15 protein-coding genes are annotated in these 14,888 nt (G+C 43.8%); 10 read left to right on the top strand and 5 right to left on the bottom strand.

Annotation, left to right across the window (positions count from 1 at the left end; genetic code table 11):
* Positions 1–47: 47 nt before the first annotated feature.
* Genes QNI24_RS04520 through QNI24_RS04510 form a run of 3 tightly spaced genes read right to left on the bottom strand, consistent with a single transcriptional unit; the run spans position 48 to position 2,716 of the window.
* Positions 48–572, bottom strand: coding sequence for a MotA/TolQ/ExbB proton channel family protein (locus tag QNI24_RS04520; RefSeq protein ID WP_267175095.1), 525 nt, complete (start codon positions 570–572; stop codon positions 48–50).
* Between the two features lie 2 nt (positions 573–574).
* Positions 575–1,939: a MotA/TolQ/ExbB proton channel family protein gene (locus tag QNI24_RS04515; protein ID WP_267175094.1), complete on the bottom strand. Its 1,365-nt coding sequence runs from the start codon at positions 1,937–1,939 to the stop codon at positions 575–577.
* A gap of 3 nt (positions 1,940–1,942) precedes the next feature.
* A complete protein-coding gene (locus tag QNI24_RS04510) occupies positions 1,943–2,716 on the bottom strand; it encodes a DUF3450 domain-containing protein (protein WP_267175093.1) in 774 nt (257 codons plus the stop codon).
* Between the two features lie 241 nt (positions 2,717–2,957).
* Here QNI24_RS04510 and QNI24_RS04505 point away from each other — a divergent pair, with 241 nt between their 5' ends.
* Positions 2,958–3,371: an RDD family protein gene (locus QNI24_RS04505; RefSeq protein WP_267175092.1), complete on the top strand. Its 414-nt coding sequence runs from the start codon at positions 2,958–2,960 to the stop codon at positions 3,369–3,371.
* 9 nt (positions 3,372–3,380) lie between these two features.
* Here the strand turns inward: QNI24_RS04505 and lptG are convergent, their stop codons facing one another.
* Together lptG and lptF are read right to left on the bottom strand one after the other, a co-directional pair.
* Positions 3,381–4,463, bottom strand: a complete 1,083-nt coding sequence (gene lptG, locus QNI24_RS04500) for an LPS export ABC transporter permease LptG (RefSeq protein ID WP_267175091.1) — start codon at positions 4,461–4,463, stop codon at positions 3,381–3,383.
* Complete coding sequence (gene lptF / locus QNI24_RS04495) at positions 4,463–5,557, bottom strand: LPS export ABC transporter permease LptF (protein WP_267175090.1); 1,095 nt, start codon at positions 5,555–5,557, stop codon at positions 4,463–4,465. Before lptF ends, lptG begins: the two co-directional genes overlap by 1 nt.
* Positions 5,558–5,706: 149 nt before the next feature.
* Here lptF and QNI24_RS04490 point away from each other — a divergent pair, with 149 nt between their 5' ends.
* From QNI24_RS04490 to QNI24_RS04450, 9 genes are all read left to right on the top strand, one after another.
* Positions 5,707–7,173 (top strand): leucyl aminopeptidase, encoded by a 1,467-nt coding sequence (locus QNI24_RS04490; protein WP_267175089.1) that lies wholly within the window; start codon positions 5,707–5,709, stop codon positions 7,171–7,173.
* A 111-nt stretch (positions 7,174–7,284) separates the two neighbouring features.
* The gene (locus QNI24_RS04485; RefSeq protein ID WP_323373309.1) at positions 7,285–10,056 is read left to right on the top strand and encodes a valine--tRNA ligase; all 2,772 of its coding nucleotides are present in this window, start codon (positions 7,285–7,287) and stop codon (positions 10,054–10,056) included.
* A 178-nt stretch (positions 10,057–10,234) separates the two neighbouring features.
* Positions 10,235–10,822 (top strand): peptidylprolyl isomerase, encoded by a 588-nt coding sequence (locus tag QNI24_RS04480; RefSeq protein ID WP_267175088.1) that lies wholly within the window; start codon positions 10,235–10,237, stop codon positions 10,820–10,822.
* Positions 10,819–11,124, top strand: a complete 306-nt coding sequence (locus tag QNI24_RS04475) for an STAS domain-containing protein (RefSeq protein WP_267175087.1) — start codon at positions 10,819–10,821, stop codon at positions 11,122–11,124. Before QNI24_RS04480 ends, QNI24_RS04475 begins: the two co-directional genes overlap by 4 nt.
* The gene (locus QNI24_RS04470; protein WP_267175086.1) at positions 11,117–11,917 is read left to right on the top strand and encodes an MlaE family ABC transporter permease; all 801 of its coding nucleotides are present in this window, start codon (positions 11,117–11,119) and stop codon (positions 11,915–11,917) included. Before QNI24_RS04475 ends, QNI24_RS04470 begins: the two co-directional genes overlap by 8 nt.
* 4 nt (positions 11,918–11,921) lie before the next feature.
* Positions 11,922–12,743 carry an ABC transporter ATP-binding protein gene (locus QNI24_RS04465; protein WP_267175085.1) on the top strand — a complete coding sequence of 274 codons (822 nt, stop codon included), beginning with the start codon at positions 11,922–11,924 and terminating at the stop codon, positions 12,741–12,743.
* Positions 12,740–13,684 (top strand): MlaD family protein, encoded by a 945-nt coding sequence (locus QNI24_RS04460; RefSeq protein WP_283708506.1) that lies wholly within the window; start codon positions 12,740–12,742, stop codon positions 13,682–13,684. Before QNI24_RS04465 ends, QNI24_RS04460 begins: the two co-directional genes overlap by 4 nt.
* Complete coding sequence (locus QNI24_RS04455) at positions 13,681–14,241, top strand: ABC-type transport auxiliary lipoprotein family protein (RefSeq protein WP_267175083.1); 561 nt, start codon at positions 13,681–13,683, stop codon at positions 14,239–14,241. The genes QNI24_RS04460 and QNI24_RS04455 overlap by 4 nt, the downstream gene beginning before the upstream one ends.
* Before the next feature lies 1 nt (position 14,242).
* The gene (locus QNI24_RS04450; RefSeq protein ID WP_267175082.1) at positions 14,243–14,644 is read left to right on the top strand and encodes a hypothetical protein; all 402 of its coding nucleotides are present in this window, start codon (positions 14,243–14,245) and stop codon (positions 14,642–14,644) included.
* Positions 14,645–14,888 lie beyond the last annotated feature (244 nt).

The raw sequence follows: 14,888 nt of genomic DNA, 5'->3' as shown, positions 1-14,888 counted from the left end.
TGCTTCTAGTATTTCGGACTTTGATTCAATCAAAAAGTTCAAAATCATTAATGTGATTGCATCCTGTCTTCTAGTTTCTCGGATTCGACAATGGCTTTGTGTTTGAAGTAAGTCGTAAAGAACACTCCTGACAAAGCAGCCACCATACCGGCCATGGTCGGGATGGTTGCCTTAGAAACACCTCCAGCCATCGCTCGGGCGTTACTGGTACCAGCAATCGCCATGATGTCAAAAACCTGCAACATGCCGTAAACCGTTCCGAACAAACCAAACAACGGACTGATGGCAACCAGGGCTTCCAACAATCCCAGCCCTGAGCGCAATTCAATCGAGGCCTCGGATACTTTTGATTCTTTGATTCTTTTGGCATACCAAGTTGTGGTATCTTCGCGTGATTCCCATTCTGAAATGATTCTGTTCCTCAATTTCGGGTAAGTCACAAAGTAATACCAAGAACGCTCAAGAATCATCAACCACATGACAAACAACAATACCATGATGGCCCAGAGCACTGGGCCACCCATATCGATGAAAGATAAAATGTCATACCATCGCTCTTTGAGCCAAAACATCTTTATTTCTCCGCCATTTTGGCAACAATACCCGCACTTTGCTCTTCAAGAACTTGCGTTTGTTTTCTTGCCATAGACTGCAATACAGAATGCAATACGGTCAACGGAATGGCTACGACCAGACCCAATACCGTAGTTACCAGTGCCATCGAAATACCACCAGCCATAGATTTAGGATCACCTGTACCCATCAATGTGATCATTTGGAAAGTCTGAATCATACCGACTACAGTACCTAATAGACCCAACAAAGGTGCAATCACATACAGAACTTTAATGAATGATAAGCCTGACTCTAATGGGCCAGTCTCTCTGAGAATTGCTTCATCCAGTTTCAGCTCCATAGTCTCAATGTCTGAATCAGGATTTTCTGTATAAACAGACATGATACGACCCAGCGCATTGTTTTGGTTAGGCTGTTTCTTCTTCAACTGAGATTTCATCTTACCGCCTGAGCCCAACAGCATGAAGAACTTGATGAGGGCAATAATCAAACCGAAAGCACCCAGTGACAGAATCACATAACCAACTGGTCCACCTTGTTTGATTTTTTCTTCGATACTTGGTGTTTGTACCACCAACTGAAGAATGGTGCCACGGGTGTAATCAACTGGTACTTGTGCCAATTCACCTGGTTGTGAGCTGACGAAACTTTTGGCCATGCCAGCATATTGTGCAGAAGGTTGCTTCTGCAAACGTTGCAATTCACCTTTACCTGTTCCAGTACCTGCATCAGCTGCTGATTTCCAAACCAAGAAATTGCCATCGGCATCAAAGGCATTGAAAGTACCCACACGAATCACTTGGACACCGTTTTCAATCTCACCGCTTTCATCACGGATGCTGGTATTGAATCTAGAAATTTTACCTTCTTCAACAATCTCTCTTTGCATCTCATACCAAAGTTTACGTAACTCTTGGATGTTAGGCAATTTTGATTGCGATGCCAATTGAGTCAGAAATTCAACCCTGTCATCAATCTCAGCAGAAGTCATAGATTCTTCGATAGCAGAACGCAAATCGCCAGCCAATACTTTAACTGTACCGGCCATTTCACCCAAGTTACCAGCCCTTTCAGCCAATGTGGTTTCCAAGTCGGCCAAAGTGATTTCGTTTTCATCAAAAGCCAGCTTCAATTCTTCGGTGCGTCTTTCTAAGGCAGCTAATTGAGCCCTTGCTTCTGATAATAGGCGACTTTGTTGATCGCGTTCACGTTTGAAAGTGGCTTCGCGTTGTTTGTTGACTTGTGAGCTCTCTGTTGCAGCCCGCTTAACCACGTCAACCAATTGATCCAATGTCATGTCTTGCGCGTTAGCAAAAGACGACATCATTCCCATAACAATAAAAGTAATGATCATTTTTTTCATGTCTTATTCTCCTGCAACGTCAAACAAAATGGGCAGGCCTACTAAGTTAGGCGCAGCTTGTTTGGCAGCAATTCTGATACCTTCCTTGATGGATGCATTGTAACGATCATCCAAAGGCTCAAATTGATTGGTGTTGGTGTTGTACCAACCAGAACTCTTTTCATCCAATGTTTGGTATAACAAAGCTGTTCTACCAATTTGTAAGAAGTTAACTTTAACACCACCATCAATATCTGCTTGATAGGTTGAAACTGAGCGACCGTAATCCAATTCGATTTGATACGCTTCGGTTACTTTTCGGTATTTCTCAGAAGTGGTCACGTTAGATGCATTCAGCATGCTTTCTAAAGTTTCAACTCGCTTGATGCGCTCATTGATTCTGAAAGGCACATCAGACTCAACAATCTGTCTTAACATGTCAACCATTTCAATGACCATTGGCACCACAGCTCTGTTGGTTGATTCCAACTCTGTCATTTGGTTATTCATAGATTGAATTTGTGAGTTTTGGTCATTAACCACAGACTCCAACTGCTGATTGTATACGGTCAAACTTTCAATTTCTGAAATAACGGTCCGGTATTGAACCAATAATTCCTCGGTTTGATCACTCAAGCGATCAATGTTCTTTTGTGAGCTTTCTGCCGCTGTGTTGCTGTTTGTAACGACTTGCACGGCTGTTTGTAACTGGGCAAAACTTGCCATTGAAGTTACCAATAAAGCCAATATCACCAAATTTTTGGTAATAGAAACTTTAGAAATTTGAGATATCAACATACCTTCCCTTCCATTAATTAAGTTTAAGAAAATGTGGGGAAATGACTTTTTAGACGTAACTTTCACAAGTTTATGTAACAAAAATCACTCCGCACTCGACTTAGTGGGGAACAAGAATAACTGCCTTTTTTAAAAAATTAAAGGAATAATTACATAAATTTTCTTTTTTTTTCCTTACCAATTGACACCAAATTTCTTTAAAATCCATGCACCACAATGCTTTAGAGATAAAATAGAAAATATGTATAAAAGCCAACTTTGGAAACACCTTGCCGCACTTGTCTACGACATTTTTCCTATTTTAGCCTTATTTCTCACAACGTCACTTATTTTGATCTTGTTCAGACAGGGCCAAGAAGTACAGCCTCGAACGTTCTGGCTGCAAGCGATTTTGTTCTTGGAAGTATTTTTATATTTTGCTTATTCTTGGAAATTGGGCGGACAAACTTTGGGCATGCGAGCATGGAAAATCAAAATTGAAAATCACCAACAATTAACTTGGCCTGATGTCACTTGGCGATTTTTGGTCGGCATATTCTCAACGGCTTTATTGGGTCTGGGTTGGTGGAGCAGAAGATTCAACCTCAATAACCTTACTTGGATGGACATGGCTTGTAAACAGCGCGTCATAGATGTCAGTGAAAAATCAAAATAACAGCTGATATCAACTGAGCTTCAGTTTCCCAGCCAAACTCAGCAACAAAAAAGCACTGAGCAGCAACGAGGGCAGTACAGTAACCAACACAGGATTAACGTGGTACACCTCACCATAATTAAGGAAAGTTTTATTAATCAAGTAAACCACTATACCAATAACAATGCCCATCACCAGTCGTTGGGCAAAGCCGCCGGCCCGGGCTTGACCAAATAGCACCACCACGCCGCACAATGCTGTGGCAAACACCAATAACGGAAAGGCCAGTTTGGACCATTGGGCAATGGCATAAGAGGATTGTAAGCTGCCACTGTCGCCATTGAACTGCTTGAATTTCTTGATGTCTCTGACACTTAAATATTTCGGTCTGGTGGTACTGATGTTTAAAATTTCAGGTCGAATTCTTGAATCCCATTGCTGGCTGGCCAAGCTTGATGTTCTAACGCCCTGACTGGTAAATTCCGATATTTCCAAATCGTTTAATAGCCATTGTTGATCTTTAAAAGTGGCCTGTTTGGCCTTTGAAACCCTGACTAATTTTTTCTGTTCCAGCTCAAACACTGTGACATCAATTAATTCATAAGAACCATCTGCCGCATCTTTTCTCATTTGGTCGGTGCGAAAAATCACATCATCATCGCGCAACCAGATGGCATTGGATGCAGAAGTTGCTTTGCCCATAGAGACTTGTTCATTGCGAAACTGTTGCGCCATCTGCTCACCAGCCGGCGCCACATACTCGCCCATTAATACCACCAACACCAACCACAAAGCCACACTGGCCAGCACAGTTCGAGCCACTTTCAGTTTACTCACACCTGAGGCCATCATCACCACCAACTCTGAGCCACTGGCTAAAGCACCCAAACTGACCACCACTGCCACCACCACACTGACGGGAAATAGCTCATAAACTTTGCTGGGTATGGTGAGCATCACATAAAAGAATACATCACCTAAGGTATACACCGAAGTGATGTCATTGAGCTCCTTAATCAAATTAAACAACACATCTATGGCCAACAATAAGACCACTGCCAGCAACAAGCCACTGGAAAAAGTTTTGAAAATATAACGATTGAGTATGCCCATCAAGACTCACCCACCACTGCTACAGACTGATGTGTTGCTTTAGGCCCATCCAGTTTCAACAAGCGCCAAGCGGCATAAAACAACACGATGGCATACACCCACCAAAGCCCCATTTGAATGGGAATACTACCTTGTTCCAACATCGAATGACCAATGGTCAATAAATTAACCATGAATATATATGCCAACAATCCCACCACCAAATTAATGAACTTGGCCTCACGGTGTGAAGTTTTTGCCAATGCCACTGCCAACACAAACAACACCAATACTGAAAATGCGGGGCTCAATCGCCATTGAAGCTGCGCTTTATCCAGCAGTTCATCTGACTTTATTAATTCTAGGGTTGGCTTGGATTTTTCATCCAAATCAGCCAACTGATCATCCAAATCAGGCAAGCGAATGTCATTCCTTTGAAACTGCATCATTTGGTAAGCATTGGAACCTGGCTTGCCTTCATTCCTGAAACCATTGAATAAGGCCACATATTTATGACCATTTTCTTCAAACTGATAACCATAGTCGGCCGTGAGGGTATCAATGCGGTCAGGATGATAGATGTTAGCAAATATGTTCTCGACACGCTGATTCTCAACATCAATTTTTTCGACAAAAATCACCCCTTCATTGGAAAAGAACTTTTGGAACTTGCCCTCAGTCAGTCCCATCAATGAAATGTTCTTATTGGCTTCTGCGGTCAGCTCCTTTGACAGTTTGGCCGCTTGCGGCGAGAGCACCAATGTCACCACCATTATCAAAGCAAAGACCACCCACATCAATGGTAACAGGGCTTTCAGTATGTCTTTAGACGACCAGCCACTGGCATGTAGTATCACAGCCTCTTGGTTGCGGTACATTTGGCTTAATGAAACCAACACACCCAGATAGAATGACAAGGGAATCAAAACCGATAAAACATCGACGGAACGCAAACTGAGCTCAATGAATAATAATTCAGGTGGTAATACCCCACGGGCAATTAACCGCAACGTCGAGGTGAACAGTGTGCCAACCATCAATAAGAACAACAACATCAAAACCACCAATGAAGTTTTCATGGTCTGTTTGCGAATGTAGTTGGCAAGAATGTTCATGGCTGGTTTTTTAAAAGTAGCCGCGTATTTTAGCAGAACCCCAAATCATAATCGTTGGCTAAATTTAACATTATGAAAGATGGCATTAGCACTGGTTAAAATTATACAGGTTGATTAAAATGTCCAGTTCGTTCAATTCTGGAGCAATCATGAAATTAAAAGCAACCCATAAATCAATCGACACAAGTCAAGCTGACCAAGTCCTCATCACACACTATAAAGATCAGGATAAAAATGACATGATTGAACAACTGGGATCAGAAATTCAATCTCAGTTTGCTGACCGAATAAAAAATCAAGACTTAACCGGCAAAGCGGGTGAATCAGTTAATCTGTATGCCAGCAACGGCCAAATCGTCACTGTCATCGGTATGGGCAAAGCAGACAAAATCACTGCAACAGCCCTGTATGAAGCCACCCACAAAGCCACCCAAGCTGCCGCCAAAAGTCGGGTCGAAACGCTGGCCAACTTCATGGCACCCAACGGCTGCGGTGATGTTGATGCGGAACAAGCCACCAAATTGATTACCTTGGCATCAGCTCATGGTGAGTACCGCTATGAAGACACCAAAAGTTTCAAAAAAGGCAACAAGCACAAACTCAAAGCCATTGAAGTGGCTGTAAATGATGATCAGGCAACTGCTTTTGAACAAGCCAAAGCCATGGCCTCAGGGGTTTCTGCTGCCAGACACTTAGGCAACAACCCACCGAATATTTGCACCCCTGCTTACATCGCTGATTATGCCAGCAAGTTTGCGGCCAAGAATGACAGTTGTGAAATCAATGTACTGAATCACAAACAAATGAAAAAAATGGGTATGGGCGCTCTGATGGCTGTCGGCCAAGGCAGTGCCAACAAGCCCAAGATGGTGGTGTTGAAATACAACGGTGGTAACAAGGACGATGCGCCGATTGCACTGGTGGGCAAAGGCATCACCTTTGATACCGGTGGCATTTCGCTGAAACCAGGCCCTAACATGGATGAGATGAAATATGACATGTGTGGCGCTGCTACTGTCATTGGTGGTTTTGTTGCTGCCGTAGAATTAGGGCTTCCAATCAACTTGCTGACCTTTGTACCTGCGGTTGAAAACATGCCCGATGGTAAAGCCTACCGCCCCGGTGATGTCATCACCTCATACTCGGGTAAAACCATCGAAGTATTAAATACCGATGCCGAGGGTCGCATGATTTTATGTGACACCCTGACCTATGCCCAAGAGTTCAAACCTTCAGTGATTCTTGATTTTGCTACATTAACAGGTGCTTGTGTGGTGGCTTTGGGTCACCAAGCCTCTGCCGTCATGACCAAAACCGATGGCTTGTACGATGATTTAAAACAAGCAGGGCTTCAAGCCCACGATCGCGTTTGGGAATTGCCATTGTGGGATGAGTACCAAAAACAAATAGACACCACTTTTGCGGACATGCAAAACATTGGCGGCTTTCCAGCAGGTACCATCACCGCAGGTTGTTTTTTGTCACGCTTCACCGACGGCCAGAAATGGGCGCATGTCGATATCGCGGGTACTGCATGGAACAGCAAAAAAGAAGGCGCAACCGGCAGGCCTGTGGCCATGTTGGTACAATATTTGATCAACGAAAGCCAAAAGTAACCAAGCAAAATACACAACAGCGACCATGACGTCATCCTTGCGCCAAATTCGAAGATGACAGATGGGTGGACTTGTGCAGTAATAAATTGAGTAAATCAACTGACAATCAAAATGATAGATAAATACGACCCAACCCAAATCGAAACCAAGTGGTATGAAACTTGGGAGAAGAACGGATACTTTAAGCCCAATGATAAAGGCGAAGAATCATATTGCATCATGATTCCACCACCAAACGTCACCGGCACTTTACACATGGGTCATGCCTTTCAAGACACCATCATGGATACCTTGATTCGTTACCAACGCATGCAAGGCAAAAACACCTTGTGGCAACCTGGAACAGACCATGCTGGCATTGCAACCCAAATGGTGGTCGAGCGTCAGTTAAATGCCCAAGGCACTTCTCGGGTTGAATTAGGTAGGGATGCTTTTGTTAAAAAGGTGTGGGAATGGAAAGAACAGTCTGGAAACACCATCACCAATCAATTACGTCGCATGGGTGCATCACCAGATTGGTCACGTCAGCGCTTTACCATGGATGCTGGCCTGTCAGATGCGGTATTGAAAGTATTCGTTGATTTACATGAAGAAGGCTTGATTTACCGCGGTCAAAGACTGGTTAACTGGGACCCTACCTTAAATACTGCATTGAGCGACCTTGAGGTTGAGTCAGTAGAAGAAAACGGTTTCATGTGGCATTTTAATTATCCTGTGGCTGATGCCAATGGCAACGCCACTGATCAATTTTTAACCATAGCCACCACCCGCCCTGAAACCTTATTGGGCGATACGGCTGTGGCGGTTAATCCCGAAGATGAGCGCTTTCAGCATTTAATTGGCCAGCAGGTGTTATTACCTATTTGTAATCGTTTGATTCCTATTGTGGGTGATGAACACGCCGACCCAGAGAAAGGCACCGGCTGTGTCAAAATCACCCCAGCACATGACTTCAATGACTATGAAGTGGGCAAACGCCATGATTTGCCGATGCTCAATGTTTTGAACAAAGATGCCACCATCAACAAAAATACCCCAGAGGCTTTCTGGGGCATGGCCCGATATGAAGCCAGAAAAGCAGTGGTGGCCGAGATGGAACAGTTAGGGTTATTGGTCGAAATCAAACCGCATGTTTTAATGGTGCCTCGAGGTGATCGTTCGGGTGATGTAATTGAACCATTGCTCACCAATCAATGGTATGTCGATGCCAAAACACTGGCAAAACCTGCGATTGAAGCAGTTGACAACGGCGACATTAAATTTGTGCCCGATAATTGGAAAAATACCTATTATGCTTGGATGAATGACATTCAAGATTGGTGCATCTCACGCCAGTTGTGGTGGGGACACCGCATACCGGCTTGGTATGATGAAAACGACAACATTTATGTCGGCATGTCAGAACAAGCGGTGCGGGACAAACACGGTCTATCAGATGAGCTTAAACTGACCCAAGACAACGACGTTTTGGACACTTGGTTTTCATCCGCATTGTGGCCTTTTGCTACTTTAGACTGGCCTGAAAACTCGAAAGAACTACAAACCTACTACCCCACCAATGTGTTGGTGACTGGCTTTGATATCATCTTTTTTTGGGTGGCCAGAATGATCATGATGGGCATCAAGTTCATGGACAACATACCTTTTAAAGAGGTTTATATCCATGGCTTGGTGCGAGATTCTCATGGCCAGAAAATGTCCAAATCAAAAGGCAACGTTTTAGACCCGATTGATTTGATTGATGGCATCAGCTTAGATGAACTGTTACAAAAGCGCACCCAAGGATTGATGCAAGACCAACCAGAGAAAGTGGCAAAAATTGAAAAAGCCACACGCGATGAATTTCCAGACGGCATCAAAGCCTATGGTTGTGATGCGATGCGTTTCACTTTCGCCTCTTTGGCCAGTACCGGTCGAGACATCAACTTCGATATGGGTCGAGTTGAGGGTTACCGCAATTTCTGCAACAAGATCTTTAACGCATCGCGTTTTGTTTTCATGAACACAGAAGGTCACACAGCCCAACCCTTTGATGCCAGTCAGGCCAGTACCGTGGAAAAGTGGATTCTATCGCGATTACAACACTGCATCAGCGAATACCGCAAGCACATGGATCGCTACCGCTTGGATTTGGCCAGCCAGACCATTTATGATTTCTTCTGGAATGAATACTGTGATTGGTTCTTGGAACTGTCGAAACCCTTGCTAAAAACTGAACACAAAGAACAAGTTCAAAGCACCTTATTGTATGTGTTAGATCAAGCACTCAGATTACTGCACCCCATCATGCCGTATGTCACAGAAGAAATATGGCAAGAGGTGCGAAAGAGATTGAAACTGAAAACCGAATCGATCATGATCAGTGCTTTTCCATCTGTCGATGAAACTTTGATTGATGACAAAGCTGAAGAAGCCATCACATGGATCAAAAATTTCACCTTGGGTGTCAGACAAATCCGTGGTGAAATGAATATCCCACCATCCAAAGCACTTGATGTGGTTTTGGCGCAAACCAATGAAACCGATCGTGCTCATTTAGCAAACCACAACAACTTGTTGAAAACCATGGCACGTTTAGACCGTGTCTCTTTGTTGACTGAAGGCGATGAAGAGCCTGCAGCTGCAACAGCCTTATTGGGTCAAATGAAAATCCTCATACCACTGGCAGGTTTGATTGACAAAGAAGAAGAAACCAAACGCATCAACAAACAAATCGATAAGGTCAACGGCGAAATCAAGCGCGCCAGCGGCAAGCTGAATAACGAAAAGTTCGTTAACAAAGCACCGGCTCATTTGGTTGATGCCGAAAAAGCAAAGCTGGAACAAAACCAGGTGGTGCTGAGAGAGCTGGAAGAACAGTTAGAGAAGCTCAAGTCGCTTTAATCAGTGACTTGAGTGAATCAAAACAAACCTCCCCTGATTCAGAGGGGAGACAATCTCAGTTTCACACCACATCTGAATGAAGCGATACACCATCCCCTTACAAAACTTAGCGCTGTAACTATCAATCACCTTCAGCTTTGGGTAAAATAATTATTTGCCTCAGTAATATAATCAACAGATGAAAGCTCTTTTAGTTATTTTTCTTGCTGCTACAGCGAACCTTGCACAGGCGGCCTGCCCCACCGAACCAGTCTACCCCAATGCCAGTTATCCAGAACTGACCATCAGCACCAACTTAGGTGATATTGTGGTTGAATTGGATCGTGGCCGCGCCCCTTTGACCGTGAATCGTTTTTTGCATTACGTGAAATCCAAAACCTATGACAACAACTTAGTACACCGAGTTGAACCTGAATATGTGATTCAAACAGGTGCCTTCAAAACTGACTTTTCAGACGTTAAAAGCTGTGGCAACTTGGTCAATGAATCAGGTAATGGCTTAAACAATGACCGCGGCACATTGGCTATGGCTCGCTACGATGACCCACATTCAGCTGGCAGCAGTTTCTTTATCAACTTGAAAGATAACAATAATTTAGATCCCAACAAAAAATCATGGGGATACACTGTTTTTGGCTACGTGGTTTCAGGCATGGAAGTGATAGATTTAATGGTACAAGGCGAAACCGCTTATAATACACAAATGGACGTGCCCAATGCACCTGTTAAACCGATAACCATCAAGAGTGTGAGATTGAACCAATGAGTGAATTTATTCGTTTTGATAAAACCGACGATTTAACTGTTATTTATGTCAACGGCGAGGTCGACCTTTCGAATTCTGCTGAGGTTCGAAAAACCATTTTAGCCGCTTTAAAAACAACCCCGGAGGTCAAAGTCGATTTATCTGGCGTTGAGTACATTGATTCATCAGGCATTGCTGCCATGGTAGAGGGCTTGCAGTTTGCTAACAGCAACGGACGCAGCTTTTCCTTGACCCAACCCAGTGCCCAAGTCAAAAGCATCATGGAGCTGGCTCGTTTAGATCAGGTTTTCACCATTGAGTAAAGGCATCATAAAAAGGATTGAAAACATAGGGATGTGGACATTTCAAGCTGTCGAACGCGTTGGCTTCGCCATGCGCTTGTTGTGGGACAGTTTTTATTGGTTGCTGGTTGGACGCCGTTACAAACAAAAACTGCGGCTGCGCCAAGTGGTTGAACAAATCAGGGTCAACGGCTTTGATGCCGTCCCGATAGTTACTGCGTTGGCTTTTGTGGTTGGTATGATGTTATCAATCCAGTTGTTGTATGCTTTATCTGATTTTGGTGCGGAATCACAGGTCTTACTGGCCATTGCCAAATCAGTCACCAGAGAATTTTCACCGTTAATTACTGGTGTTATCGTAGCTGGTCGCTCTGGCGCAGCCATAGCTGCCAGAATTGGTTCACAAGTTGTATCACAAGAAATAGATGCACTGAAAGTGATTGGCGTGGTTCCGGTGCGGTATTTGGTTTTGCCTCCGCTACTCGGTCTGATGATCTCGATGCCCATGTTAATCATTTTGGCTGATGTGATGGCCATCTTCGGCGGCTCGGTCTTCGGCGCCCATCAATTGAACATGAGTGTCAGTGCCTATATGGTCGAATCCTTCAATGTCCTGGTGGTCGGTGATGTGATGCAAGGCTTAGTTAAAAGTGTGGTTTTTGGCGTAATCATTGTCTTGGTCGGTGCCACCACAGGATTTCATGTCACCGGTGGTGCTGAAGGCGTAGGCCGAGCCACCACCAGCGCGGTTGTTATATCCATCTCTTTCATTGTACTGGCTGATATGATTGCCAGTTACTTTTTGACCCAGTAAGCCCATGTCTGAACCCAAAAAAGATAAAAAAACAGTGATTAATGTTAAGAACTTAGTCACCCACTATGGCCAGAGAAAAATTCTGGACGGGGTGGATTTGGACGTTAAAAAAGGCGAAATTCGAGTGATTATGGGTGGTTCAGGCTCAGGTAAGTCAACATTGTTGTGGCATATTTTAGGGCTTTATGAACCCACTGAAGGCAGCGTTGAACTGCTTGGCCAGGACATCCATAACATCAGTTTCAATGACCAATTAAAATTAAAACAAGACATCGGCGTTTCGTTCCAAAGCGGCGCCCTATTCTCATCCATGACAGTGGGCGAAAACGTGGCACTGCCATTGCGAGAATTCACCGACTTGGATGAAAACACCATCAGAATCATTTCTCGCATGAAACTCGAAGTTGTAAACCTCGGTGGTTTTCATAAACTCATGCCCTCACAATTATCTGGTGGCATGATTAAAAGAGCTGCTTTGGCTCGTTCCATTGTGATGGATCCCAAACTGTTGTTTTTTGATGAACCCTCTGCTGGCCTGGATCCAGTGGTGGCCTCAGAGATTGATGACCTGATTTTATCTTTGCGTGACACCATGGGTATGAGCATGATCGTAGTGACCCATGAATTAGATAGCGCTTTTAAAATTGCTGATAAGATAACAGTATTGGATAATGGCAAAAACCTGATCACTGGTACGGTAGAGGAAATCAAGGCATCACCGAATAAACGCGTGATGGATTTATTACAAAGGCGCTCCAGACATGATAAATTAAACCCATCTGAATACCTACGACGCTTAACACAGGAAAACTACACACTCTCATGAAAAGGCACATCAGCAATTATTTTTGGGTAGGATTGTTCACCTTAGCGGTTTCAATCTTTACCCTGTGGATTTTGATTAAAATGACTGGCAAAGAAGCCGATGCCGTTGAATACCACAGTTTTTATCAAAACGTGACTGGCTTGGGGTACGGCACACCGGTTTTTTTTGAAGGATACCGCATTGGTCAGATTGAATCAATCAAACCCGAATACAAACAAACCAAGCTTGATTTCAAAGTCACTTTCTCGGTTTTACAAGAATGGAAAATACCTACAGATTCAGTTGCACAAATCACTTCGGCAGGTCTGTTAGCAGACATGTCAATCAACATCAAAGGTGGTGAAGCAGAAGCATCCTTCCAACCCGGCGCCTTGATTCCTGGTCTGCCTCCAGCTGACTTGTTTGCCCAGTTGGCCGATGTTTCGGACAACGTCACCGATATCACTGAAGAAAAAATCAAACCCATGCTGGACATGCTTTATGAGCGACTGGACAGCATCACCTTACAGATCGATCAAGGACTTCCTGACATCATGAATAATGTTGAAGCTTCCAGTAAGGAACTGACACGCTTGATGGAAAATGCCAACCAACTGCTTGGTGATGACAACATAGAAAATATTGATCAATTCATCGCCAATCTGGCCAAGCTCAGTGAACAAATGCAACTATCAGTCGCTGAACTGGATTCAGGGCTGGAGAACATCAATGGTTTAGTCTCTGATGCCCGAGGCTTGATCACAGCAGATGATTCGGACATGGCTGAGATTTTAAAAACTGCGGCTAAAAGCATGTTGGCGCTGTCGAATAAACTGGACAGCATTACCAATGAGATTGAAAGTGCCAGTATGAACTTGAATGAGGCCACCAACGCCATCAGGAAAAACCCTTCTAGTCTGATATTCTCATCTGATGCTGAAGTGGTGGATGATGAACTATGAATTTTATTAAAACCTTATCAATAATAACAGCGGCGACCATCATTTTGTCTGCTTGCGGCAACAAACCAGCACAAACCAAAAAGTACTACCGCTTAAGTCCCTCAGCAGCAGTGACTGCCTCTGAAACCAAGCCGGCCACTTTGGTGGTGAAAAGACCCAAAGCGCTGAGTATATTGGGCGGACGGCCCATAGTCGCCACCAAGGAAGACGGTTCTTTGGTGCAGCTAAGCCATCACTTTTGGCTGGAATCTCCAAAAGTATTGTTACAAGACAAACTCAAAGTTTGGGCCAGTGAACATTGGCAAAGCGTCAGTTACCAAGTACCCAATGATAACACCCATCACATCCTAGACAGCCGCATATTAGCCTTTGAAAAACGCCAAAAGCTGGCTGTGGTATCACTTGAATTCAGTTTGTATGACCATGAAAATAAACTGTTGTTCAACCAGACCTACGATAATGAACAAGCCATCGAGGGCGAAGGTTTCAAAGCATTCACAACAGCTTTAAGCCGTTCTGTAGATGCCATCCTCATTCAACTGACTGCTGATTTATAAGATGTATTCAAACCAATTGCTCAATGAACTGGGCTTGTTGAACCTGAAGCTCAAACAGAACAACACAACAACTCAAATGCCAGTCACTGACTCAGCACCACCAGTAAGTCAACAGCAAACCCCATCAGTGAGCAAACCTGTCACACCTCCCAAGATGGATAAGAACGAATTCAGGTTATTGGTAAAAATGCTCAAAGCCATTGGTCATGACTGTGTGTTTGACGCCATAGCGTACGATGGCAAAGCAGTTAAATACAGCCTTTCTGAGGTCACTTTGATATTTGATGACATCAACACCCCTGATACTGCTACCACTACCCATCTGGCCAGCTTACATGATATCTTGGCAGATGACTCGCTCAAAAGACCAGTCTGGGAAAAGCTCAAAACGCTTAAAACCTAAGGGCCCAAAGCTTTGCTTTGTTACCTGTTAATCAAGCCTTATTGATTTTGCACCACAGCTTCATTTATAACCCGCTGATTATTGTAGAAACTCTTTTTATCAACTTCCGATTAAAAATCTGTTATTCGACTAAAAGTTTTTTTAGCGAGGTAATCAAGAATCTGATTGCACTGGGTAAATACGCTGTCATTTTATCTTCAACTTTTTGGTAGTGAGTACTCTGGTGTTAATTTAATATGAGAAC

This window comes from Marinicella marina, from assembly GCF_030065545.1.
GTDB lineage: Bacteria > Pseudomonadota > Gammaproteobacteria > Xanthomonadales > Marinicellaceae > Marinicella > Marinicella marina.
The sequence above is the reverse complement of the archived record's forward strand: the minus strand, read 5'-3'. Positions and strand labels throughout refer to the sequence as shown.